General features: G+C 72.3%; 22 protein-coding genes and 1 riboswitch. Of the genes, 5 read left to right on the top strand and 17 right to left on the bottom strand.

Features of this window, described 5'->3' with window-relative positions:
- Positions 1-35 precede the first annotated feature (35 nt).
- A riboswitch (ZMP/ZTP riboswitch) is annotated at positions 36-123 on the bottom strand.
- Positions 124-144: 21 nt separating this feature from the next.
- The 4 genes from IEW03_RS09865 to IEW03_RS09850 form a co-directional block, all read right to left on the bottom strand.
- Positions 145-1,230 (bottom strand): LacI family DNA-binding transcriptional regulator, encoded by a 1,086-nt coding sequence (locus IEW03_RS09865; RefSeq protein ID WP_229737892.1) that lies wholly within the window; start codon positions 1,228-1,230, stop codon positions 145-147.
- A 107-nt stretch (positions 1,231-1,337) separates the two neighbouring features.
- Entirely contained in the window at positions 1,338-2,273 is a 936-nt protein-coding gene (locus IEW03_RS09860; protein WP_188523523.1) for a carbohydrate ABC transporter permease, read from the bottom strand.
- Positions 2,273-3,223, bottom strand: a complete 951-nt coding sequence (locus IEW03_RS09855; protein WP_188523522.1) for a carbohydrate ABC transporter permease — start codon at positions 3,221-3,223, stop codon at positions 2,273-2,275. Before IEW03_RS09855 ends, IEW03_RS09860 begins: the two co-directional genes overlap by 1 nt.
- Positions 3,220-4,584: an ABC transporter substrate-binding protein gene (locus tag IEW03_RS09850; RefSeq protein ID WP_188523521.1), complete on the bottom strand. Its 1,365-nt coding sequence runs from the start codon at positions 4,582-4,584 to the stop codon at positions 3,220-3,222. Before IEW03_RS09850 ends, IEW03_RS09855 begins: the two co-directional genes overlap by 4 nt.
- A 259-nt stretch (positions 4,585-4,843) precedes the next feature.
- On the opposite strand from IEW03_RS09850, the gene arfA reads away from it, so the two are divergent.
- The 4 genes from arfA to IEW03_RS09830 all read left to right on the top strand — a co-directional run bounded on the left by arfA (position 4,844) and on the right by IEW03_RS09830 (position 7,525).
- On the top strand, positions 4,844-6,391 hold the full coding sequence (gene arfA, locus IEW03_RS09845) for an arabinosylfuranosidase ArfA (protein ID WP_188523520.1): 1,548 nt from the start codon (positions 4,844-4,846) through the stop codon (positions 6,389-6,391).
- A gap of 171 nt (positions 6,392-6,562) precedes the next feature.
- Positions 6,563-7,120: a DUF6529 family protein gene (locus IEW03_RS09840; RefSeq protein WP_188523519.1), complete on the top strand. Its 558-nt coding sequence runs from the start codon at positions 6,563-6,565 to the stop codon at positions 7,118-7,120.
- Complete coding sequence (locus IEW03_RS09835) at positions 7,117-7,383, top strand: hypothetical protein (protein WP_188523518.1); 267 nt, start codon at positions 7,117-7,119, stop codon at positions 7,381-7,383. Before IEW03_RS09840 ends, IEW03_RS09835 begins: the two co-directional genes overlap by 4 nt.
- A gap of 1 nt (position 7,384) precedes the next feature.
- On the top strand, positions 7,385-7,525 hold the full coding sequence (locus IEW03_RS09830; protein WP_188523517.1) for a hypothetical protein: 141 nt from the start codon (positions 7,385-7,387) through the stop codon (positions 7,523-7,525).
- A gap of 25 nt (positions 7,526-7,550) precedes the next feature.
- Here the strand turns inward: IEW03_RS09830 and IEW03_RS09825 are convergent, their stop codons facing one another.
- The 12 genes from IEW03_RS09825 to IEW03_RS09770 all read right to left on the bottom strand — a co-directional run bounded on the left by IEW03_RS09825 (position 7,551) and on the right by IEW03_RS09770 (position 22,672).
- Positions 7,551-9,146 (bottom strand): helix-turn-helix domain-containing protein, encoded by a 1,596-nt coding sequence (locus IEW03_RS09825; RefSeq protein ID WP_188523516.1) that lies wholly within the window; start codon positions 9,144-9,146, stop codon positions 7,551-7,553.
- Positions 9,147-9,248: 102 nt separating this feature from the next.
- On the bottom strand, positions 9,249-10,283 hold the full coding sequence (yjfF, locus tag IEW03_RS09820) for a galactofuranose ABC transporter, permease protein YjfF (RefSeq protein WP_188523515.1): 1,035 nt from the start codon (positions 10,281-10,283) through the stop codon (positions 9,249-9,251).
- Positions 10,280-11,356: an ABC transporter permease gene (locus IEW03_RS09815; RefSeq protein WP_188523514.1), complete on the bottom strand. Its 1,077-nt coding sequence runs from the start codon at positions 11,354-11,356 to the stop codon at positions 10,280-10,282. The genes yjfF and IEW03_RS09815 overlap by 4 nt, the downstream gene beginning before the upstream one ends.
- Positions 11,356-12,894, bottom strand: coding sequence for a sugar ABC transporter ATP-binding protein (locus IEW03_RS09810; protein WP_188523513.1), 1,539 nt, complete (start codon positions 12,892-12,894; stop codon positions 11,356-11,358). Before IEW03_RS09810 ends, IEW03_RS09815 begins: the two co-directional genes overlap by 1 nt.
- A 133-nt stretch (positions 12,895-13,027) precedes the next feature.
- Positions 13,028-14,032, bottom strand: coding sequence for an ABC transporter substrate-binding protein (locus IEW03_RS09805; protein ID WP_188523512.1), 1,005 nt, complete (start codon positions 14,030-14,032; stop codon positions 13,028-13,030).
- 144 nt (positions 14,033-14,176) lie between these two features.
- Positions 14,177-15,739 (bottom strand): sugar ABC transporter ATP-binding protein, encoded by a 1,563-nt coding sequence (locus tag IEW03_RS09800; RefSeq protein WP_229737891.1) that lies wholly within the window; start codon positions 15,737-15,739, stop codon positions 14,177-14,179.
- A gap of 38 nt (positions 15,740-15,777) precedes the next feature.
- Entirely contained in the window at positions 15,778-16,797 is a 1,020-nt protein-coding gene (locus IEW03_RS09795; protein ID WP_188523510.1) for a LacI family DNA-binding transcriptional regulator, read from the bottom strand.
- 141 nt (positions 16,798-16,938) lie between these two features.
- Complete coding sequence (araA, locus tag IEW03_RS09790; protein ID WP_188523509.1) at positions 16,939-18,450, bottom strand: L-arabinose isomerase; 1,512 nt, start codon at positions 18,448-18,450, stop codon at positions 16,939-16,941.
- Between the two features lie 45 nt (positions 18,451-18,495).
- Positions 18,496-19,206: an L-ribulose-5-phosphate 4-epimerase gene (locus IEW03_RS09785; protein WP_188523508.1), complete on the bottom strand. Its 711-nt coding sequence runs from the start codon at positions 19,204-19,206 to the stop codon at positions 18,496-18,498.
- 53 nt (positions 19,207-19,259) lie between these two features.
- Positions 19,260-20,903, bottom strand: coding sequence for a xylulokinase (locus IEW03_RS09780; RefSeq protein ID WP_188523507.1), 1,644 nt, complete (start codon positions 20,901-20,903; stop codon positions 19,260-19,262).
- Positions 20,904-21,003: 100 nt separating this feature from the next.
- Complete coding sequence (locus IEW03_RS09775) at positions 21,004-22,041, bottom strand: LacI family DNA-binding transcriptional regulator (protein ID WP_188523506.1); 1,038 nt, start codon at positions 22,039-22,041, stop codon at positions 21,004-21,006.
- 40 nt (positions 22,042-22,081) lie between these two features.
- The gene (locus IEW03_RS09770) at positions 22,082-22,672 is read right to left on the bottom strand and encodes a GNAT family N-acetyltransferase (protein WP_188523505.1); all 591 of its coding nucleotides are present in this window, start codon (positions 22,670-22,672) and stop codon (positions 22,082-22,084) included.
- A 78-nt stretch (positions 22,673-22,750) separates the two neighbouring features.
- Here IEW03_RS09770 and IEW03_RS09765 point away from each other — a divergent pair, with 78 nt between their 5' ends.
- Positions 22,751-23,014: a hypothetical protein gene (locus tag IEW03_RS09765; RefSeq protein ID WP_188523504.1), complete on the top strand. Its 264-nt coding sequence runs from the start codon at positions 22,751-22,753 to the stop codon at positions 23,012-23,014.
- 340 nt (positions 23,015-23,354) lie between these two features.
- Here the strand turns inward: IEW03_RS09765 and IEW03_RS09760 are convergent, their stop codons facing one another.
- Entirely contained in the window at positions 23,355-23,960 is a 606-nt protein-coding gene (locus IEW03_RS09760; protein WP_188523503.1) for a hypothetical protein, read from the bottom strand.
- Positions 23,961-23,989 lie beyond the last annotated feature (29 nt).

The raw sequence follows: 23,989 nt of genomic DNA, 5'->3' as shown, positions 1-23,989 counted from the left end.
CCGACCTCGGGTGGTCGGGCAATGTCGTCATCGAGCGAACGGGCCCAGGCGAACGACCCGTCGTCTGCACAGCGTGCCGCTCCCCGGTGGTGATCCACCTGTACGCCAGTCGCGACCCCGCGATCCTAGCCGATCGGCGTCGGCTCAGGCAGGGGCGCCCGCCTCCGCCACGATCTCCTCGGAGCCGCCGGCCTGCACGTCGACCACGACCTCGCGCCCGCCCGCGGCCTCGCCCGTGGACTCGCGCCCGACGATGCGGGAGTCGGGGATCACCCGCCGGTACGGGCCGCCCTCCCCGGCGATCCGCTCCACCAGCAGGTCCACCGCCGTGCGGGCGATCTGCTCGCGGCCCGGGTCCACGGACGTGATGGTCGGCACCGAGTACCGGACGTCGTCGATGTCGTCGAAGCCCATCAGCGCGACGTCGCCCGGCACGTCGAGCTGACGGGCGTGCAGCACGTGGAGCGCGCCCAGCGCCATGGCGTCGTTGAGGGCGAACACCGCGTCGATCTCGACGCCCGAGTCGAGCAGGCGGGCCATCGCGTCCGCGCCCGTCGAGCGGTGCCACAGGCCCGCCTCGCCGACGAGCGCCGGGTCGAAGGGCAGCCCGGCCTCCGCGAGCCCCTGCCGGTAGCCCTCGGTCCGTAGGGCGGCCGAGCCCACCCGCTCGCCCTCGTGCGCGCCGAGCACGGCGATCCGGCGCCGGCCGAGGCCCGCGAGATGGGCCGTGGCGGCTCGTGCCGCGGCGACGTTGTTCATCGTGACGTGGTCGGCCGGCGCGTCGAAGATCCGCTCACCGAGCACGACGAGCGGGCGCTCGGCGGACAGCAGGCCGACGTCCTCCGGGCCGAGCGCGAGCGGGGAGAAGATCAGCCCGTCCGTCATCTGCCGCCGCTGCCCGACCAGCACCTCGATCTCGCGCTCGCGGCCCGCGCCGGTCTGCTCGATGAGCACGGTCAGCCCGCGGGTCTCGGCGGCCCGGATGACGGCGTCCGCGAGCTGGGCGAAGTACGGCAGCGACAGCTCGGGCACGGCCAGCGTGATCATGTCCGTGCGCCGGGTGCGCAGGTTCCGGGCGGAGACGTTGACCCGGTAGCCGAGGTGCGCGATGGCCTCCTCGACGCGCTCCCGCGTCTGCGGACGGATGTGGGGGTAGCCGTTGACGACGTTGGAGACCGTCTTGATCGAGACGCCCGCGCGCTGCGCCACGTCGTGCATCGTCACCGGCACGCCGCACCCCGTCCCGACCGACCTGCGTCGCCGACGACCACGCCCGCCCCTCTCCTCGTCACGTCCACAGGGTAGGGCACCGCCGGGCGCCGCCCCCGCCCGGCGCCCTACTTGATCGAGCCGAGCGAGAGCCCGCCCTGCCAGTACTTCTGGAGGCCGAGGAACGCCACGATCAGCGGCAGGATCGACACGAGCGCGCCCGTGGTGATGAGGTTCCAGACCTGCTCGCCGCCGGCGCCCGCGTTCGACAGCCCCTGCCACTGGTTGAGGCCGACGGTGACGGGCAGCAGCTGCGGGTCGCGCAGCACCGCCAGCGGCAGGAAGAAGTTGTTCCACGTCGCGACCGTGGTGAGCAGCAGCACCGTGACGAACGCCGGCCGCAGCAGCGGCAGGGCGACCCGGGAGAACAGCCGCAGCTCGCCGGCGCCGTCCACCCGCCCGGCGTCGAGCATCTCGTCGGGGATGGCGTCGACGGCGTACACGCGCACGAGGTAGACGCCGATCGGGCTGAGCAGGGACGGCAGGACGACCGCCCACATCGTGTTGATCATCCCGAGCTGGCTGAGCAGCACGAACGTGGGGATGGTCAGGGCCGTGAGCGGCACCATGACGGAGCCCAGCAGCAGGGAGAAGTACAGGTTGCGGCCGCGGAAGCGGTACTTCGCGAGGGCGTACCCGGCCAGCACCGCGAGCACCGTGGAGCCCACCCCGCCGGCGAGCGCGTACACGAAGGAGTTGCGCATCCACGTCCAGTAGATGCCGCCCTGGTAGGTGAAGAGCTCCTTGACGTTGTCCCACAGCGCGAACTCGTCGTTGAACCACAGCGCGCCGCCGGACCCGACGAACAGGCCGCTGTTCGTCTTGGTCGACCCCACCACCAGCCACCAGAGCGGCACGATGAAGTACACCGCCGCGAGGAGCAGGAACAGGTGGGAGCCGATCCTGCGCGGCCCGTGCTGCCCGCCGGCGCGGCGGCCGGCGCGGCGGCTGGCACGGCGGTCAGCGCCGCGGGAGGAGGTCTGCGTCGTCGTCGCCGTCGTCATCACTTCAGTCCGCTCTGCTTGCGGGTCGCGTACAGGAAGAGGTACGACCCGATGAACACGAGGATCCCGAGCGCGAACGCGATCGTGGAGGCGTAGTTGAACTGGCTGTAGGAGAACGCCATCGAGTACGCGTACATGTTCGGGGTGTAGGTGGTGGGGATCGCGCCCTGGGCGACCGACCGCAGCACGGTCGGCTCGGTGAAGAACTGCAGCGTGCCGATGAGGGCGAACACCACGATCATCACCATCGACGACGCGATCATCGGGACCTTGATCCGCAGGGCGATCGCCCAGTTGCCGGCGCCGTCGAGCCTGGCCGCCTCGTACACGGTCGGGTCGATCGCCCGCAGCGCGGCGTAGACGATGATCATGTAGTAGCCCACCCACTGCCAGGTCACGATGTTGACCAGCGAGCCGAAGATCAGGTCCCGGCTGAGGAAGTCGGGGGCGTCGAGCCCCACGAGCCCGAAGACGTCGGTGGCCGGGCCGAAGCGCGGGCTGTACAGGAAGCCCCACATGAGCGCGCCGATGACGGCCGGGATCGCGTATGGCACGAAGACCAGGAGCCGGGAGGCCCGCGAGAGCCGGGTGGCGAGGGTGTCGAGCACCAGGGCGATCGTGACGGCGAGCCCGATCTGGATCGGCACCATCACCAGCACGAACTTGCCGACCCGGGCCATGCCGGACAGGAAGTCCGTGTCCGTGAAGACCCGGGCGTAGTTCGCGAAGCCGGTGAAGATGCTCTCGCCGCCGGTGGCGATCCCCTTGGTGTGCAGGCTGAGCCAGAACGCGTACGCCAGCGGCACCAGGAGGAACAGCACGAACACGACGGTGAACGGGGCCAGGAACAGCCACCCCCACCACTGCCGCTTCGTGTCCAGGAGGCTCGGGCCGCGCTGCTCGCCGGGTCCGGCGGGACGTCGGTCGGTGGGTCGGTCGGCGGACGTCATCGGATCGTGAACCCCTGCTGCTCGGCGTACCGGACCAGGCTGTCCTGGAGGGTGGCGAGCGCGTCCTCGGCAGTCGCGGGCCCCTCGACCATGTCGTAGAGGGCCATGGTCTGGCGGTCGTACGCGTACACCTGGAACGGGCTGAACGTGAAGCCCGGGTACTGCGCCGCCGCGTCGAGGAACACGTCGCGGTTCACCTGCTGCCCGCCGAAGAACGGGTAGCGCCGGTCGGTGAACCAGTCCGCGTCGAGGGCGAGGTTCCACAGCGGGAACAGCCCGGCCTCCTCGACGCCGACCTTCCAGGTCGCCTCGTCGTCGAACAGCTCCATCGCGACGGTGGCCGCGGCCTCCTCGTCGGTGGCCTGCGACGTGACCGCCAGCGCCGAGCCGCCCTGGTTGACCTGCACCGGGTCGTCGGGGTCCCACTGCGGCAGCGGCGCGGCCTTCCACTCGGCGCCGGAGTCGGCGTCGGACAGGCCCTCGAGGTAGCCGGGGCCCCAGGCCGCGGCGATGTAGACGGCGTAGGTGCCGTCCACGAGAGACGTGTTGTAGTCGGCCGTGCTGGCGTCGTCGGTCGAGACCAGGCCGCGGTCGACGAGGTCCTCCCAGTAGGACAGGACGTGCCGCGCCTCCGGGGTGTCCACGTCGATGCCGATCTCGTCGGGCCGCGAGCTGTCGTAGTCGAACGGCGCCCACCCGGCCTGCGCGAACAGCGCGTAGTTGAAGGCGTTGCCGTTCGTCGCGTAGTTCGTGATGTACCCGTCGTAGCCGGCGTCGCGCAGGTCCTGCGCAGCCTGCGCGAACTCGTCCCAGGTGGTCGGCGGCTCGACGCCGTGCTCGTCGAAGATGTCCGCGCGGTAGAGCATGCCGACCGGGCCGCCGTCGACGGGGATCGCGTGGACCGACCCGCCGTTCGACACGTCGGACCAGGCTCCGGGCGGGAACTGCTCCTCCAGCTCGCCCGCGCCGTACGGCGCGAGGTCCGCGAGCCCGTCGAGGATCGTGTACGTGGGCAGGATCTCCGACTCGAGCTGGATCACGTCCGGCGCCCCCGTCCCGGCCTCGAGGGCGGTGGAGAACTTGCCGTACTCGTCCGCCCCCTGGCCGGCGTTGGTCCAGCAGATCTGGACGTCGTCGTGCCGGGAGTTGAACGTGTCCACCATCTGCTCGACGGCGGGATACCACGCCCACATCGTGACCCGGGTGGCGTCGGGCTCCTGGATCGTGTTGGTACAGGTCGCGGCGGCCGACCCGCCACCACCACCGCCGCCGCTGCTGTCGCCCTGGGCGCACGCGGCGAGCGCCAGCGTCACCAGGCCCGTCGCCGCGGCGGCCACGCCGCGGCGCATGCTCCTGCGCATGCCGATTCCTCCTCGAGTCGGGCGGGTCAGCACGTCCTGACCCAGGCCACACGTCTTCTTCAACGTTGTAACGCTGGGCATTTCTACACGGGATGACGCAGGTCACACAACCCTCGCCGCCGACCCGCGCTCTGGGCACGCCCCCGGAGGGCGACGGCGGCGCTGGTGCCGCGGCGCCTGACGTGATTGACTTCTTCATCGTTGTAGAGCAGCAACGCCATCGAGTTCGACGAGGAATGACGAAGGAGACGTAGTCCCCATGCCCAGCGCCGCGCACCCGTCCGCCGCCCGCATCACCCTGCACCCCGACTTCCGCCGCGGCACGGTGGACCGCCGCCTGTTCGGCTCGTTCGTCGAGCACCTCGGCCGCGCGGTCTACACCGGCATCTACGAGCCCGGCCACGACGCCGCCGACTCCCACGGCTTCCGCCGCGACGTGGCCGACCTCATCCACGAGCTCGGGGTGCCCATGGTGCGCTACCCCGGGGGGAACTTCGTCTCCAACTACGTGTGGGAGAACGCCGTCGGCCCGGTCGAGCAGCGCAAGCCGTTCCTCGACCTCGCCTGGCGGACGGTCGAGCCCAACCTCGTCGGCACGGACGAGTTCCTGCAGTGGGCCGAGCGCGAGGGCGTCGAGCCGATGATGGCGGTCAACCTCGGCACCCGCGGCGTCGACGCCGCGGCCGCGCTCGTCGAGTACTGCAACGGCGAGGCCGGCACTAGCTGGGCCGACCTGCGCATCGCCCACGGCCGCGCCGAGCCCTACGGCGTGAAGCTCTGGTGCCTGGGCAACGAGATGGACGGCCCGTGGCAGATCGGCCACAAGGACGCCCACGAGTATGGCAAGCTCGCCGCCGAGGCCGGCAAGGCCATGAAGCTCGTCGACCCCTCGATCTCGCTGGTCGTCTGCGGCTCGTCCAACATGCAGATGGACACCTTCGGCGCGTGGGAGCGCACCGTCCTGTCGTACACGTACGACCTCGTGGACCACATCTCCATGCACGCCTACTACGAGGAGCTGGGCGGCGACCGCGCGTCGTTCCTCGCGTCCGGCACCGCGATGGACCGGTTCATCGACCGCGTCGTCGCCTCCGCCGACGCCGTCGGCGCCGAGCGGCGCAGCGACAAGAAGATCACCATCAGCTTCGACGAGTGGAACGTCTGGTACAACGAGTCCCGCTTCGGCGGCGAGGAGAACCTGCCGATCCAGCGCGACGCCCCGCGCATCATCGAGGACGTCTACTCCGGGCTCGACGCCGTCGTCGTGGGCGACCTCATGGTCACGCTGCTCAACCACGCCGACCGCGTGCCCGTGGCGTGCCTCGCGCAGCTCGTCAACGTCATCGCGCCGATCATGACCGAGCCCGGGGGCGAGGCCTGGCGCCAGCCCACGTTCCACCCCTTCGCGACGACGGCCCGCCTCGCGCGCGGCTCGGCGCTGGACGTGCGGGTCGACGCGCCGACGTACACCACCCCGCGGCACGGCGACGCCCCGCTGGTCACCGCCGCCGCGACGGTGGACGACGACGGCACGCTCGCGCTCTTCCTCACCAACCGCTCGGACCAGGCCGTCGAGGTCGACCTCGCGCACGCCGGGGCCACGCTCGGGCTGGCCGAGGGCTGGCAGATGGTCGCGGACCACGAGCCCGCCGTCGAGGGGCCCGAGCACGCGGCGAAGGTCGCCGAGGCCTGCTGGTCCGGGGTCGACGTCGCGTCCGTCGTGGCACCCGCTCAGGGCGGCGCCACCCGCGTGCGCCTCGCCCCCGAGTCGTGGACCGCGTTCGCCGGGACGCTCGCCCGCGGCTGACGCCCGAGCACCCGCCTGCGAGCTCGCCTGCGGTGCACGCACGGGGTCGGTGCCGCGTTCCGGCCGGGACGCGGCACCGACCCCCTGTTCGCCGTGCGTGCCGTGCTCGTCGTCGCCCGCGCCGCGGTGTGTCCGGTGGCCGGCGCGGGGAGCCACGGGCACTGTGCTCCTATGGGCGAGCCCCCGTCGAGAACCCGCGCGTCGTGGCGCTGGGCGCTGGCCGCGGCGACCGTGGCGGGCGTGGCGGTCGCCGGCGCGCTCGGAGCCTACGCGGACGCCCACCCGGGCGACGACGCGACGCTGCTGACCCTGTGGTTCCCCACGATGCTCGAGATGAAGTCGTGGCTGGCCACCGGCGCGGCCGCGCTCCTCGTGGTCCAGCTCGTCTCGGCGCTGGCGATGTACGGGCGACTGCCCGGCGCACCCGCCGCGCCCGGCTGGGTCGGCCTCCTGCACCGGTGGAGCGGCGTCGCGGCGTTCGGCCTCACGCTGCCGGTCGCCTTCGCCTGCGTGTGGTCGATCGGGTTCGAGGACGAGCCCGCCCGGGTCCTCGTGCACTCCGTCGCGGGCTGCCTGTTCTACGGGGCGTTCACGGTCAAGATGCTCGCCCTGCGCGTGCGCGGGCTGCCGCCCGCCGTGCTTCCGCTCCTGGGCGGGCTCGTCGTCGCGCTGCTCGCGCTCGTCTGGTCCACGTCCGCCCTCTGGTACCTCACCGGGGGCGTGTCGTGAGCACCGGCGGCCCCTCCCCCACGCGTCGTGCAGTCCTGGAGGGCCTCGGCGTCGCCGTCGTGGGCGGCGTCGCCGGGTTCGCGTGGTTCAACGCCGTCGGGCCGCCGCCCGAGGACGAGCGGGACCGGCTGGAGGACGAGCGGGACGACGTCGAGGACCGGCTGGAGGACGAGCGGGACGACGTCGAGGACCGGCGCGAGGAGGAGCGGGAGCGGCTCGAGGACCTGCAGGACGACGACGGACCCGGCCGAGGGAGCAGGTGACATGGCCGACGACGGCACCGGAGACGGGGGACGCCGGACGTCGCCGGGTCGGCGGCGGTCGCTGGCGCAGCGGCTCCCGACGCTCACGCTGATCACCCTCGCCGCCGCGACCGCCGGAGCGATGCTGGCGGCACTCCGCTGATGCGCGAGCGTGTCGGGGCGCGACGTCAGGCCGGCGCGAGCTCCCGCCCGCCGTCGGACGTCACGCCGTAACGGCGCACCACCCGGCTCACGGTCGTGCGCGACGCCGAGACCCGGTCGGCGATCTCGCGCTGGGTGAGCCCTTCTGCGGCGAGCTCGACGATGAGGCGGTCGCGCTCGGACGCGTACTGCTCGTCGTCGGACGGCGCGGCCTGCTCCGCCCCGCCGACGGTCTCGCGGCCCGCCTCGGCTCCGGCTCCGTACCCGGCGGCCGGGTCGTCGTCGCCCGCGCCGTCCTCGGCCGGACGCGGCGTGGCCGCCGCGCCACCGTGCGCGGTGAGGAACGCGGACCGCTGAGCCGTCGCGCTCAGGGCCGGGTCCTTCGGTGCCAGCAGGTCGAAGACCTCGACGCGGCGCGTGTGCCCGGTCTCCGGGAGCGGTTCGAGCGCCCACGCCGGCTCGCCCGGCCGCTCCGCCACGGGCTGCCCGGCCTCGCGCTCGTCACCGGGTCCCGCGTCCACGGCCTCGGCCTCGGCCTCGGCCTCGGACCGAAGGTACTCCGCCTCGTCGTCGGGCCCGGCGTCGGCGTGCTCGGCCGGCCCGGCCTCGACGGCGTGCTCGGCCTCGACGGCCGGGTGGTCGGCCGGCGGATCGGAGGTCAGCGCGTCGTGGAGCGCCTCGGCGAACGGCTCGGCCTCGTGGCTCTCGACGTCGTGGCTCCCGACGTCCGGTCGCGGCTCGTCGCCGGCAGCCGGCGCACTCCCGTGCACCGGCGTCGAACCGCCCTCGACCCGCGGCACGTCCGGGACCGGCCGGTCCAGCCGGAGGTGCTCCGCGGCCGGCGGGGCACCGGCGGCGACGAGGGTCGCGAGCTCCGCCGAGTCCGCCACGCCCCGGCTGGTGCCCCGCTTGACGGAGCTGGCGCCGATGGAGTCCAGGCGGTTGCCGTGCCGCTCGGCGGCCTCGAGCCGTTCTACCCAGACCTGCATGCGCCGCTCGAAGTCCTCCACGGTGAGCAGCTTGAGCGCGCCGTCGCGCGCACCGCGCTGACGGCGGTGCGCCGTGCGCACCTTGCGCATGCCGTGCCGCGACCCGGTGTTGTCGAGCCGGGCGTCGCGCCACTGCTCCAGGGCCACGACGTACTGGTGCACGCGGCGCTCGCGGCGCCGCTCGTCGAGGGTGTGCCCGGTGACCATGTGGCGCTCGCCCACGAGCGCGAGGTGCCACATGAGAGCCGCCACCAGCGGGGGCACGAACCGGAACGCGACCATGTACGGCGTGCTCTCGTCCGGCACGGCGATCTCGTGGAGCGCGGCGAAGACGCCGGAGGTGCCCGACAGCACCCACGTCAGCGTGAGCAGCACCCCGTACGGGCGCCCCTCGAGCGCGGCGTTGCGGGCCATCAGCGCGACGGCGACGAGGCTGACCTCGAGGAAGCCGGCGAGGGCGTACGCCTCCGCCGGCGACATGTGCGCGACCTCGAGGCCGAACAGGACCATGCCGCTGTAGGCGAGCGCGGTCGCGATCGTCGCCGCCACCACGACGGCCACCATCGGCAGGTGTCGGCCGCGGTAGCGCGCCCTCCGCGTGCTGTCGCCCGCGGACGCGTCGGCCTGGCTCACATGTACCTCCGAGGTGTGGGTGTCACCCGATAGTCGATCATCCGGACGAAACGGAAGTCTACGTCCGGACCGGGTGGAAACCGGCCCGCTCGGAGGGGCGGCTCAGGTGCGCCGGACGGCCAGCAGCCGCTGCAGCACGACGAACACGAGCAGCAGCCCGCCGATGACGATCTTGGTCCACCAGGAGCTCAGGGTGCCCTCGAACGTGATGATCGTCTGGATGAGGCCGAGCACGAGCGCGCCGAGCACGGAGCCCAGCACGAAGCCGGTCCCGCCGGTGAGGATGGTGCCGCCGATGACGACGGCCGCGATCGCGTCCAGCTCCATCGCGACGCCGGTCAGCGAGTACCCGGAGCGGGAGAACATCGCGAACAGCAGCCCGCCGAGCCCGGCACAGGTGCCGCTGATGACGTAGACCAGCACCTTCGTGCGCGTCACGGGCAGCCCCATGAGGCGCGCGGAGGCCTCCCCGCCGCCGATCGCGTACACGGTGCGCCCGAACTGGGTGTAGTGCAGCAGGTAGAACGCGACCGCGACCACCACGAGGGCGATCACGACGCTCGACGTCACGCGCCACTGGCCCGCGACCCACGTGTCCCACCCGGCGAGCGCCACGAACGTCTCGTCGGTGATGGGGATGGACTCCGGGGCGATGAGGAAGCACAGCCCGCGGGCGAAGAACATCCCGGCGAGGGTCGCGATGAACGGCTGGACCTCGAAGACGTGCACCATCGCGCCGATGAGCAGCCCGATCACCGAGCCGATGAGGACCACGAGCGGGACGACGACGCCCGCCGGCAGCCCCGCGTTCAGCAGGTAGGCCGCCGTCACGCTCGACAGCGCGAGGACGGCGCCCACCGACAGGTCGATGCCGCCGGTGAGGATGACGAAGGTCATGCCGACGGCGAGCACGATGAGGAACGAGTTGTTGATGAAGAGGTTCGCCAGCACGCCGACCGACAGGAAGTTGTCGTACCGCGCGCCGCCGACCACGAGGATCAGTGCGAGGACGACGAGCGTCCCCACGACCGGCAGATAGCGCCGGTCGATCCGCCACCCGCGGGCCCGGCCGCGCGTCGGGGCGCCGCCGGGCCCCTGGGCACGGGCGGCACGTCCTCGAGGAGCCACGGTCGTCATCGGGCCACCACCTTCGGTTCCGGAGCGACCCGGCGGGTCCGCTCGGCCAGCTTGCGGCGCATCACCGGCGACTGCAGCAGCGTCACCGCCGCGACGACGAGCGCCTTGAACAGCGGGGTCACCAGCGGCGAGATGCCGAGGTTGGTGACCGTCAGGCTCAGCGTCGCGATGATGAGGACGCCGACGAAGGTCCCCGACAGGGAGAACTTCCCGCCGGCGAGCGACGTGCCGCCGATCACGACCGCGAGGATCGCGTCGAGCTCGATGAACAGCCCGGCGTTGTTCGCGTCCGCCGCCATGACGTTCGAGGCCAGGACGAGGCCCGCGAGCCCGGAGAACAGCCCGGAGAGCGCGAACACGGTCCACACGATGGTCCGTGCCTGGACGCCGGCCAGCCGGCTCGCGGACGGGTTGATGCCCACCGCCTCGACGAGCATGCCGAGCGCGGTGCGGCGGGTGAGGACGGCGACCAGCGCGAAGACGCCGAACGCGACCAGGGTCGCCACCGGCAGGCCGAGCCAGAAGCCCGCGCCGAGGGTCTTGAACGGCGCGCTGGTCACGGTGGTGATCTGCCCCTGGGTGATGAGCATCGCGATCCCCCGCCCGGCGGTCATGAGGATGAGCGTCGCGATGATCGGCTGGATCCCGACGACCGAGACCAGGAAGCCGTTCCACGTGCCGAGCGCGAGGGCGAGCACGAGCGCGATCCCCATCGCCGTCAGCGCGGTCCCGGCCGAGCCGGGGTCGGGCGAGCGGGCGATGTACGTCAGCGCGACGGCGCCCGCGATGGCCACGACCGCCCCGACCGACAGGTCGATGCCGCGGGTCGCGATCACGAGGGTCATGCCGAGGGCGACGAGCATCAGCGGGGCGCAGTTGCGCAGGATGTCGATCGGCGAGCCGAAGAGGTGCCCGTCGAGGATCGAGACCCGCAGGAAGCTCGGCCGGAACACCGTGTTGACCGCGAGCAGCAGGACGAGCGCCGCCACCGGCCAGAACAGGTGGTGGCGGACGACCGTGCCGAGCCGTCCGGAGGACGGGGCACGCGACGGCGCGGGGCTGGTGGCGGACATCAGTGGTCTCCTCCGCTCGCGATGAGCTCGACGACGTCGTCGACGCCGACGTCGGGCCCGTTGGTCAGCTCGCCGACCTTCTCCCGGTCGCGCATCACCGCGACCCGGTGGCTGAGGCGCAGGACCTCCTCCAGCTCGGCGGAGATGAACAGCACCGCCATCCCGCGGGCCGCGAGGTCGGCGACGAGGCGCTGGATCTCGGCCTTGGCGCCGACGTCGATCCCCCGGGTGGGCTCGTCCAGCAGGAGCAGCTCGGGGGCGGTGGCGAGCCACCGCGCGAGCAGCACCTTCTGCTGGTTGCCGCCCGAGAGGTTGCGCAGCAGCGCGTCCGGGTCGGCGGGCCGGATGTTCAGCGCCCGCACGTAGCGGTCGACGATCTCGTCGACCTGCTTGCCGGGCAGCCGGCGCAGCCAGCCGCGGTCGGCCTGGAGCCCGAGCACGATGTTCTCGCGCACGGTGAGGTCGCCGACGACGCCCTCCCCCTTGCGGTCCTCGGACGAGAACGCGATCCGGTGGCCGATCGCCGCCCGCGGGTTGCGCAGCCGGGCCGGGCGCCCCTGGAGCTCCAGCGAGCCGGAGTCCGCCCGGTCCGCGCCCGCGAGCAGCCGCGCGAGCTCGGTGCGGCCGGAGCCCAGCAGGCCGGCGAGCCCGACGACCTGCCCCGGGTACACCTCCAGGTCGAACGGGCGCACGCCGCCCCGGCGCCCCAGCCCGACCGCACGCACGAAGGGGGTCGAGCCCTGGGCGGGGTCGACGGTGTGCTCCGTGCGCACCTGCAGGTCGTCGAGGACCTCCATCGTGCGGCCGATCATCCGCGACACGAGCTCGGCCCGCGTGATCTCGGCGGTCGGGAACTCGCCGACGCGGGCGCCGTTGCGCAGCACGGTCATGCGGTCGGAGATCTCGTAGACCTGCTCGATGAAGTGCGAGACGAACAGGATGGCGACGCCGCGGTCCCGCAGCCCTCGCACGACGGTGAAGAGCCGGGCCACCTCGTCGGCGTCGAGGCTCGACGTCGGCTCGTCGAGGACGAGGACCTTCGCGTCGACCACCATGGCGCGGCTGATCGCGACGAGCTGCTGCACGGCGATGGAGTGCGAGCCGAGCGACGAGGAGGGGTCGATGTCGAGCCCCATCGTGGCGAGGTGCTCGGCCGCCCGGCGCCGCGTGGCGCGCCAGTCGATCGCCCCGAACCGTCGCGGCTCGTTGCCGAGCATGATGTTCTCCGCGACCGTGAGGTTCTCGCAGAGGTTGACCTCCTGGTACACCGTCGCGACCCCGGCGGCCTGCGCCTCCCCCGGCCCCGAGAAGCGTTGGGGGGCACCGTCGACGAGGATCTCGCCGGAGTCGATGCCGTAGACGCCCGTGAGCGCCTTGATCAGGGTGGACTTGCCGGCGCCGTTCTCGCCCATGAGGGCGTGCACCTCGCCGGCGAAGAGGCGGAGGTCGACCTGGTCGAGCGCCTTGACGCCCGGGAACTCGATGGAGATCCCGGTCATCTCGACGACCGGTCGCCCCGCCGCGTCAGAGCTCGTCATCGTTGACCTTCCGTGGTGTGGCCAGGGTCCGTCCTGTCAGGAGCCGTGCTGCCGGTCCGTGCTGCCGGTCCGTGCTGCCGGTGCCGTGGCGGGCGCGACGTCGTGCCGCGCCCGCCACGACCGTGCGGGACCGTCAGTACTGCCGGTCGGGCAGCGCCTCCTTGGCGGCCTCCTGGTCGAACGCCTGGTCCTCGACCACGATGCGCTTCTGGACCTCCTCGCCCGCGACGACCTTCTTCGCGATCTCGGCCAGGTCCGGGCCGAGCAGGGGGTTGCACTCGACGATGTAGTTGATCTTGCCGTCGGCCAGGGCCTGCATGCCGTCCTTGACGGCGTCGACGGTGATGATCTTGATGTCCTTGCCGGGGACCTTGCCGGCGGCCTCGATCGCCTCGATCGCGCCGAGCCCCATGTCGTCGTTGTGCGCGAACACGAGGTCGATGTCGTCGTACTTCTGCAGGAAGCCCTCCATCACCTGCTTGCCCTCGGTGCGGGTGAAGTTGCCGGTCTGCGAGTCGATCATCTCGATGTCGCTGCCCGCGATCGCGTCGGCGAAGCCCTGCTGCCGGTCGATCATCGGGGCGGCGCCGGTGGTGCCCTGCAGCTCGACGGCCTTGAACCCCTCGCCGTCGTACTGCTCGACCGCCCAGTCGCCGGCCATCTCGCCCTCGAGGACGAAGTCGGACCCGATGAACGACTCGTACAGGGACTCGTCCTCGCTGTCGACGGCGCGGTCGGTGAGGATCACCGGGATGCTCGCCGCCTTGGCCTCCTCGAGCACGGCGTCCCAGCCGGTCTCGACGACGGGCGAGAACGCGATGACGTCCACGCCCTGCTGGATGTAGGACCGGATCGCCTGGATCTGGTTCTCCTGCTTCTGCTGCGCGTCGGAGAACTTGAGGTCGAACCCGTTCTCCGCGGTGAGGGTGTCCTGGATCGACTTGGTGTTGGCCGCCCGCCAGCCGGACTCGGCGCCGACCTGCGAGAACCCGATCGAGATCGTCTCGGTGGCCGCGTCGTCGCCCCCGCCGCCGTTCTCCTCGGCCTGGGGTGCCTGCTCGCTGCTGCACGCCACGAGCGCGGTCGTCGTGAGTGCCGCAAGGACGGCCGCACCGGCACGTCGGAAGTTCCTGCCCATGTTCTCCTCCTTGAGACGCCGGCCGACCGGTGCTTCCGGTCCGTGGGTCAGCTCTGACCCTCCGGCAGGGACTGCGTTGTGACCGTTAACATAGTGGGTGTTGTGACCGGTCACAACGGGCGCTCCGCCGATTGGACGTCACGATCACGTAACGTCGCGCCCGCCGGCCCCGTCGGCGGCACCGGCGCCGTCGTCGTCACCGGGGGCGAGCTCGTCGAGGTCCGCGGCGATCATCTCGACGATCGTGTCGACCGTGACCCCGGGTCCGTTGCTCAGCTCGCCGATCTTCTCGCGGTCCTTGAGGACCACGATCCGGTCGCTCAGGCGCACCACCTCCTCGAGCTGGGAGGAGATGAAGACGACGGCCACCCCCTCCCCCGCCAGCCGGGCGACCCGGCGCTGGATGTCGAGCTTGGCGGCGATGTCGATGCCGCGCGTCGGCTCGTCGAGGATCAGGACGTGCGGCCGGGTCGCCAGCAGCCGCGCCACCAGGACCTTCTGCTGCGTCCCTCCCGACAGCTCCCCGGCCGGGCGGTCCAGGTCGTCGCGCGACAGGTGCAGGGCGTCGAGATAGGTGTCGACGACCGCGTCCTGCTCGCCCCGGGACAGCGGCCGGGACCATCCCCTCAGGGCCTGCAGCGCCAGCACGATGTTCTCCCGCACCGTCAGCCCCGCGACGATGCCGTCCTCCCGCACGTTCTCGCTCGACATCGCGATCCGGTACCGCAGCGCGGCCCCCGGGCTGCGCAGCTGCACGCGGGCACCGTCCAGCCAGAGCTCGCCGCGGTCGGCACGCTCCACCCCGCTCATCAGCCGGGCGAGCTCGGTGCGCCCCGAGCCGCGCAGGCCGGCGAACCCGACGACCTCGCCCCGGGCCAGGTCGACGTCCGTGGGCTCGAGGCTCCCGCGGCGGCCGATGGACGTCGCCCGCAGCGTCGCCTCGCCCGACCCCGCGTAGTGGTGCGCGAGCCGCTGCGAGTGCAGCGCCTGGAGCGCGTCGATGTCCTCGCCGATCATCTTCGAGATCAGCTCCGCACGCTCGACCTCCGCCGTCCGGTACTCCGCCACGACCCGGCCGCCGCGGAGCACCGTCATCCGGTCGCTCACCTCGAACACCTGCTCGAGGAAGTGCGAGACGAAGAGCACGGCGACGCCCTGGTCCCGCAGCCGGCGCACCACCCCGAGCAGGCGGGCGGCCTCTGCCGCGTCCAGGCTCGACGTGGGTTCGTCGAGCACGAGCACGCGCGGCTCGAGGACGATCGCACGCGCGACGGCCACGAGCTGCTTCGTCGCGGGCGACAACGCGGCCAGCGGTGTCCGGGGGTCGACGTCCTCGATCCCGAGGGTGGCGAGAGCGGCCGAGGCGCGCTCCCTGTTCGCCGCCCAGTCGATGCCGAACCAGCGGCGCACCTCGTGGCCGATCATGACGTTCTCGGCGACGGTCAGGTGGGGGCTCAGGTGCGACTCCTGGAAGACGGTCGCGATGCCCTCCGCACGGCTCTGGGCTACGCTCGTCGGCGTGCGCGCGGCGCCGTCGACGAGGACGTCGCCCGAGACGATCGGCACCGTCCCCGTGAGCGCCCCGATCAGGGTGGACTTGCCCGCGCCGTTCTCCCCCATGATCGCGTGCACCTCGCCGGGATGCAGCGTCAGGTCCACGTCGTCGAGCACCCGCACCCCGCCGCGCTCCACGGTGATGCCGTACATCTCGACGACGGGAGCCGCCCGATCCGTCCGCGACGACATCAGTCGGTCTTCCTCGGTGGTGCGCTCGACGAGCGCGTGACGATCTGGGCCGGGATCCGCGTGACGGCAGGGATCTCACGTTCCTCGATCGCGGCCCGCAGGACGTCGACGACCGCGACGCCGAGCGCGTCGAAGTTCTGGCGCACGGTGGTCAGCGGCGGAAGGACGTGCCGCGCGAGCGGGATGTCGTCGAAGCCGACGACGCTGAGGTCGTCCGGCACCGAGAAACCCCGGTCGTGCAGGCCGTGCACGAGGCCGACCGCCATGTCGTCGTTGGCGACGAAGATCGCGGTGTACTCGGGCAGCTCGCGGATCCCGCGCGCGAAGTCGTACGCGAAGTCGGCCGTCCAGTCCCCCACGACGATGGGGCGCTCGCGGAGGCCCCACGACTTCGTGCGGGCGTGGAACGCGCGTTCACGCGTCCGGGCGTCGAGCCAGTCGAGCGGTCCGGCGAGGTGCAGGATGTCCCGGTGCCCGAGCGAGACGAGGTGGTCGACGGCGAGCGCCGTGCCCGCCTTCTGGTCGACGGTCACCGTGAGGAACGTCGGGTCCTTGTCGGGCTTGACCACGAGCACCGGGACACCGACGGCGATGTGGCGCAGCGCCGCGATCGACGACGACCGGGGGGCGACGACGCAGAGCGCGTCGACGCCCAGCGCGATGAGGTGGTCGACGGCCTCCTGCGGGGTGATCTCCTCGCCGGCGCGCAGGAGCATCGAGCTGACCTCGTAGCCCGAGGCGCGGGCGGCGGACTCGACGGCGTACAGGGTGCTGGTCGGCCCGAACGTCACCGCGCTCTCCACGAGGACGCCGATGCGGCGGCTGCGCTGCGTGGCCAGCGCCTGGGCGGTCCGGCTCGGGCGGTAGCCGAGCTCTTCGATGGCCTCCTGGACGCGGCGGCGGGTGGCGTCCCGGATGTGCGGGTGGTCGTTGAGCACCCGCGAGACCGTCATGTACGAGACTCCGGCGCGCTCCGCGACCTGCCGGATGTTCGGCTTGTCGGCGCCGGGACTCGCCATGCGGGGCCTCCATCGGACTCGTGCGCCAGGGGCCGGAGGGCCGGCGTCTCGGCGGCGTCAGCCTACCGAACCGCCGGCACGGTGCCGGCACGGTGCCGGCACGGTGCCGGCACGGTGCCGGCGCCGTGCCGGCGACCGTGTTCAGAGCCCCTGGGCGACGCGGTAGTACACCTGGTTCCAGCGCACCTGGTCGGCGAAGCCGCGGCGCGTGGTGCTCTCGTCGATGACCAGCAGCTCGGTGCGCGCGATGTTCGCGAAGACCTCGAACGCCTCGACGCCGGCCGCCGTCGACATCACCGTGTGGTGCGCTCCCCCGGCCGTCAGCCACGCCTCGGCCGACGTGCTGAAGTCGGGGCGTGGCGCCCAGACCGCGCGGGCGACGGGCAGGTTCGGCAGCTCGTGGGCGGGCGCCACGACGTCGACGACGTTCGCCGTGAGGCGGAACCGGTCGCGCATGTCGGCGAGCGACACCACGACGGCGCCCTGCGTGGCGTCCGCGTCGAAGACCATCCGCACCGGGTCCTCCCGGTCGCCGATGCCCAGCGGGTGGATCTCCACCCGGGGCTTCGACGCGGTCAGGGACGGGCAGATCTCGAGCATGTGCGCGCCGAGGATGAGCTCCGAGCCGGGCGTGAGGTCGTAGGTGTAGTCCTCCATGAGGGAGGCGCCGCCGGGCAGCCCCTCGCCCATGACCTTCGCCGCGCGGACCAGGACGGCGGTCTTCCAGTCGCCCTCGGCGCCGAAGCCGTAGCCCTTGCTCATGAGCCGCTGGACGGCGATGCCGGGCAGCTGGCGCAGGGCGCCCAGGTCCTCGAAGTTCGTGGTGAAGGCCTTGGCGCCGCGCTCGGTGAGGAACGCCTCCATGGCGATCTCCTGGCGCGCCGCGTAGCGCAGCGACTCGTGCCGCTCGCCGCCCTTCCGGAGCTCGGCGACGACGTCGTACAGCTCCTCGTACTCGGCGACCACCGCGTCGACCGCGGCCTCGTCGACGGCCTCCACGGCCGCGACCAGGTCGTTCACGCCCCACGTGCTCACCGAGACGCCGAAGCGCAGCTCCGCCTCGGTCTTGTCGCCCTCCGTGACGGCGACGTTGCGCATGTTGTCGCCGAAGCGCACGAGCTTGAGCTCGTGGGTGGCGGCCCAGCCCGCGGCGCCGCGGACCCAGGTGCCGACGCGGCGCGTCACGGCCGGGTTGGACACGTGGCCCACCACGGTGGTGCGCGCGACGCCCAGGCGCGTGGCCAGGTAGGCGTACTCGCGGTCGCCGTGCGCTGCCTGGTTGAGGTTCATGAAGTCCATGTCGATCTCCGCCCACGGGAGCTCGACGTTCGCCTGCGTGTGCAGGTGCAGCAGCGGCTTGCGCAGCGCGTCCAGGCCGGCGATCCACATCTTCGCCGGGCTGAAGGTGTGCATCCAGGTGATGACGCCGAGGACGTTGTCGTCCGCGTTCGCGTCGAGCATCGCCCGGCGGATCGAGCCCGAGTCCTTGAGCACCGGCTTCCAGACCACGCGTGCGGGCACGTCGCCCGAGGCGTCCAGCGCGCGGGCGACGGCCTGCGACTGCTCGGCGACCTGATCCAGCGTCTCGGGACCGTAGAGGTCCTGGCTGCCGGTGAAGAACCAGACCTCGCGGTCCGCATAGGGCTTGCTCATGGGGGTGTCTCCTTCGGTGCCTCGAGGCTCAGTGCCGGCCGAGGCTCAGTGCTGGCCGTAGACGTTCTGGTAGCGGTCGTAGAGCGAGTCGACGTGCTCGGCGGCGATCGGGAGCGGCTCGCCGAGCTGGCGCGAGACGTGCACCGTGCGGGCGACCTCCTCGCACATCACCGCGGCCTTGACCGCGGCGCGCGCGTCCTTGCCGATGGTGAACGGGCCGTGGTTCTGCATGAGGACCGCGGGGCTGCGCGAGGAGCGCAGCGTCTCGACGATGCCGCGGCCGATCGAGTCGTCGCCGATGATCGCGAACGGCCCGACGGGGACCGGCCCGCCGAACTCGTCGGCCATCATCGTCAGCACGCAGGGGATCTCCTCGCCGCGGGCGGCCCACGCCGTGGCGTAGGTGGAGTGCGTGTGCACGACGCCGCCGACCTCGGGCATGTGCCGGTAGACGTACGCGTGCGCGGCGGTGTCCGACGACGGCGAGCGGTCGCCCTCCACGAGGGCGCCGTCGAGGTCGCAGACGACCATCGCGTCCGCGGTGATGTCGTCGTAGGAGACGCCCGACGGCTTGATGACCAGGAGGTCGGCGGAGCCGTCGGGGGTGCGCTCGTCGCGGACGCGCTCGGAGACGTTGCCCGCCGTCCACACGACCAGCTCCCAGCGGGGCAGCTCGGCGTGCAGGGCGGCGACGCGCTCCTTGGCGGCGTCGACGGCCGCGCGCAGCGCGGCGGGGACCTCGGTGGGGGTGCTCATGGGTTCTCCGGGGACGGTGGTGGTGAGTAGGTCGGTGCGGGCGTGAGGGGGCGTCAGAGGGCGTCGACGGCGGCGCGCTGCACGGCCAGGCCGGCGGAGTACCGCTCGAGGAAGGCCTGGAACCCCGCCACGTCGGCGGCGTCGGGCTCGGCGACGTCGAGCGCGGCGTCCGCGAACACGCGCTCGGACAGGTACGCGTCGAGGCTCGCGCCGGCGGCGCCATCCTGCCCGGCGGTCTCGACGGCGCGCGAGTACGCGGCCAGCACGGCGATGCCCCACGCGCCGCCCTCGCCGGCGGTCTGCCCGACGGCGACGGGCGCCCCGACGGCGGCGGCGAGGAGGCGCTGGGCCACGCCGGCCGTCCGGAACATGCCGCCGTGCGCGAACATCGTGTCGATCGCGACGCCCTCGCCGGCCAGCACGCGCATCCCGAGGGCGAGCGTGCCGAACGCACCGTAGATCTGCGTGCGCATGAGGTTCGCGAGCGACAGGGTGCTGTCGGGGGTCCGCACGACCAGCGGTCGGCCGGCGTCGAGCCCCGTGATCGGCTCACCGGCGAGGTAGTTGTACGCGAGCAGACCGCCGCCGTCGGGCGCGCCGTCGAGCGCGGCGGCGAAGAGCGCGCCGAACACGGCGTCGGCGTCGCTGGGGTGCCCGAGCGCGGCGGCGAACTCGCCGAAGACGCCCGCCCACGCGTCGAGCTCGCTCGCGCCGTTGTTGCAGTGCACCATCGCGACGAGGTCGCCGGCGGGGGTGGTGACGAGGTCGAGCTCGTGGTGCACGCTGGTCAGCGGTTCCTCGAGGACGACCATCGCGAAGATCGAGGTGCCGGCGCTGATGTTGCCGGTGCGGGGCGCGACCGCGTGGGTTGCGACCATGCCGGTGCCCGCGTCGCCCTCCGGCGGGCAGAGCAGGACGCCCGGCTGCAGCTCGCCCGTGGGGTCGAGCAGGGCCGCGCCCTCCGGCGTCAGGCGGCCGGCGTCCGCGCCCGCCACCAGCACCTCGGGCAGCAGCCCCTCGACGCGCAGGCCCGGCCGCTTCGCCGCCGCGAGGTGGCGGAACTGCTCGAGCATCCGCGCGTCGTAGTCCTTGGTGGCCGGGTCGATCGGGAACATGCCGGAGGCGTCGCCGACGCCGAGCACGTGGCGCCCGGTCAGCGCGCGGTGCACGTACCCGGCGAGGGTCGTGAAGGACGCGACCTGTGGCACGTGCGGCTCGTCGTCGAGGATCGCCTGGTAGAGGTGCGCGATCGACCAGCGCAGCGGGATGTTGTACCCGAACAGCTCGGACAGCTCGGCGGCCGCGGGCCCGGTGTTGGTGTTGCGCCAGGTGCGGAACGGCACGAGCAGCTTCCCGGCGGCGTCGAACGCCAGGTAGCCGTGCATCATCGCCGACACGCCCAGGGCGCCGAAGGTCGTGGGGCGCACCCCGTGCCGCGCCTCGACGTCGGCGACCAGGGCGGCGTACGCGCCCTGCAGCCCGGCGTGGACGTCGTCGAGGGAGTAGGTCCACAGCCCGTCCGACAGCTCGTTCTCCCAGGCGTGGGAGCCGCTGGCGATCGGGGTGTGGCCCGGCCCGACGAGGCAGGCCTTGATGTTGGTGGAGCCGAGCTCGATGCCGAGCGTCGTGTCCCCGGCGCGGATCGCGGCCCGGATCTCGTCGCTCGTGGCGTCCCCGGGCCGTCCCAGCTGCGTCATTCCTGCTCCGTCCTCGTCCGTCACCGGCGCCCGCTCGCACCGCTCGTCCTGTCCGTGCCCGATGTTAGCGCTCACATCACGTCGATCACAGTCCGCCTGCTCAGCCGCCCCGTGCCGCGCGCGGGGGCCCGGTGCTCGAGCGCACCACGAGGTCCGGGGCGATCCGCTCCGTCGCGACCCGGCGCCCGGCCAGCGCCCCCACGACCAGCGCGACGCTGCGCTCGCCGAGGACGTCGAACGGCTGGCGCACCGTGGTCAGCGGCGGGACGAAGTAGGCGGCGCCCGCCACGTCGTCGAAGCCCACCACCGACACGTCCTCCGGCACCGACACCCCGCGCTCCCAGAACGCACGCAGGATGCCGAGGGCCAACTGGTCGTTGCCCGCGAGCACCGCCGTCGGGCCCTCGCCGGCCGCGACCGCCTCGGCCAGGTCGCGGCCCGCCGCGTACCCGTCCTCCGCCGCCCACGAGCACACCCGCGGACGCGCTGGCCGCACGCCGCGCGCCTCCAGCGCCTCGCGCCAGCCCGCCGCCCGCTCCCGCGCGTCGAACCAGTCCTGCGGCCCGGCGACGTGCAGCACGTCGCGGTGGCCGAGGTCGAGCAGGTGGTCGGTCGCGGCCCGCGCCCCGGCGCGCTGGTCGACGGCGAGCGAGAGCGTGGTCGGCCCGTCCGGCGTCGTCCCCGTGCCCGCCGGCAGCCGCTCGAGCGCCGCCACCACCAGAACCGGCACCGGCGCGCGGAAGGACTCCACCGCCGCGGCGACGTCGTCCTGCGGGGCGATGACGACGATGGCCTCCACGCCCTGGTCCATGAAGTGCTCCAGCGCCTCGTGCATCGCCGCGGCGTCGTAGCGGCGCAGCGTCGCCACGGAGACGAAGTAGCCCTGGTCGCGCGCGGCGCCCTCGATGGCGATCAGCGTGCTGGTGGGCCCGAACAGCGGGGACCCGGTGGTCACCACCCCGAGCGTCGTGGACCGCGACGTCGCCAGCGCGCGCGCGGCGCTGTTGCGCCGGTAGCCGAGGCTCGCGATGGCGGCCAGCACCCGTTCGCGGGTCTCGCCGCGCACGCTCGGGTGCCCGTTGAGCACGCGGGAGACGGTCTGGTGGGACACCCCGGCGACCGCGGCGACGTCGGACATCGACGGCCGCCTGCCGGGACGTGGCCCGCGGCCGCTCACCTCAGCGCGCGTCGTCCGCGGCGGCACCGTCGGCACCGTCGGCCCCCGCCGCCTCGTTGCGCGCGTCGACCTCGCCGAGCACCCGGCGCAGGTAGGTGAGCGTGAGCTTGCCGGCCGCACGCTCGTACTGCTCCGTGTACCCGTGCTTGGTGTACATCGCGAGGTTGTTCTTGGAGTCCTTGCCGGTGAACGCCCAGACCTCGGTGACCTGCTCCGGGAGGAACTGCAGGATGGCGAACATCAGCGACGTCCCCACGCCGCGACCCTGCTGGTCGGGGGCGACGGCGAGCCGGCCGAGCGTGGCCTTGGGCCCCTCGATCTCCAGCCGCAGCGAACCCACGAGCCGGTGGGCCTCCCACGCGCCGACCGTCACCACGTCGTCGCGGGCCATGTCGTCGCGCAGCTCGTGCAGCGTCTGCGTCAGGGGCGGGATGTGCGGGTCGTCGTACAGCTGCGCCTCGCTGACGAAGGCCGCCCGGCGCAGTGTCAACAGCTCGCCCGCGTGGTCGTCGTCGACCAGCGCGATCCGCAGCGCGTCGTCGCCGCCCTCGTTCCGGACGTCCTGGGCGTCGGTGCCGGGTGCCTCACTCATGGGGACATCGTTGCAGACGGTCGCGCCGGGCGCCGTCGCCCACCCCGACGCCCCTCGCGGCCGACGGGCATCACGGGCGTGACCAACCTCGGGGCGTATGAGCACGTCTGGCATCACGGCGACCGGGCCATCGCCGGGAACCGACCCCTGGACGTCCACCTCGGCTACGCCGACCCGGTGATCCTCAATTTTCCCGAGACCCAGAGTCTCGGCCAGAAGCTCGACGCGGCACACACCCATGAGTCAGTCAACCGGCGCGACCCCGACGCGCCGCCGTCGAACGCACCATCTCCCACCTCAAGAACTGGAAGATCCTCGCCACCGGATGCCGCGGGCGCCTGACCGAACTACCCGCGTGATCCGCATCGTCACCAACCTCGAGCTCTACCGCCTCGGCTGGTAACCGTGAATAGCCCTCTCAAGGTCATATCATAGACAATAGAGTCGATGGCGATAGCGAACCCGATTGCCGCCAAACCCCAGCTGCCCACGCAGATTGCACCGGCCGCACGAGTAATGCCCCTCTTCTTGTCGGCGTCGCGGGTAAACACCGCCGCTGAGTTCAGGAACCGCTCCTCAATCCCAGCACGGTCAGCCCACAGGCAGATTGTCATCCATGTGTAGATTCCAGACGCAACGATGACAACCGCTGCAACCACGAGCATGACAATTGGATCGTCCCTCAACCCCATATCGACTCGCGCCGCATACTCGAGACATGATCGTTGGCTTTTCCGCTCGCCCAGGCGAACGCAACCCCTCCCACCAGAGCACCAACTCCAGCGCCAACCACGGCACCCAACGGTCCGCCAAAAGCTCCAATACCTGCTCCCAGTTTTGCCCCGAGCGCTGCACCAGCAATGCCGGCAGCGACATCGACTCCCGCCTGAACGCTTGCTAGCTGGACGTCGCCACCATTCTCGTACGAGTACTTTTCCAGTCCGGCGCCATACCCGAGTAGCGCTCCAGCAACACCTGCACGCTTGACGAAGGGGTTCGACGCAAACCTTGTCGCACCGCGGACGAAGGTACTGTTCCGAAGGGCGCTCCATCTCGCCCGATCCGCGGCACGCCGAGCGGGATTTCCGCTATTGAGCTTCAGCTTCGACTTCTCGTGCCTTTTCTGCTCCCAGGTCGCCCCCGCAAGATCGCTCGCGGCACCCGCCCGTGCCGCAGCATCCCCAGCAGCCTTGCTCCAGCTTCCAACCCGCGTCCTATTCGTATGAATGCTGGTCGTCGCGTTCTTCTGGCGCGAGAAATAGTTGTACGCGCGCTTGGTGTAGCTCACGCGGACTCTGACGGGATGCCCGCCCCTAC

The sequence above is a fragment of the Isoptericola cucumis genome (assembly GCF_014635665.1).
Classification (GTDB): Bacteria; Actinomycetota; Actinomycetes; order Actinomycetales; family Cellulomonadaceae; genus Isoptericola; species Isoptericola cucumis.
Note: the sequence above shows the minus strand (reverse complement) of the source record. Positions and strands in the feature narration are given on the sequence as shown.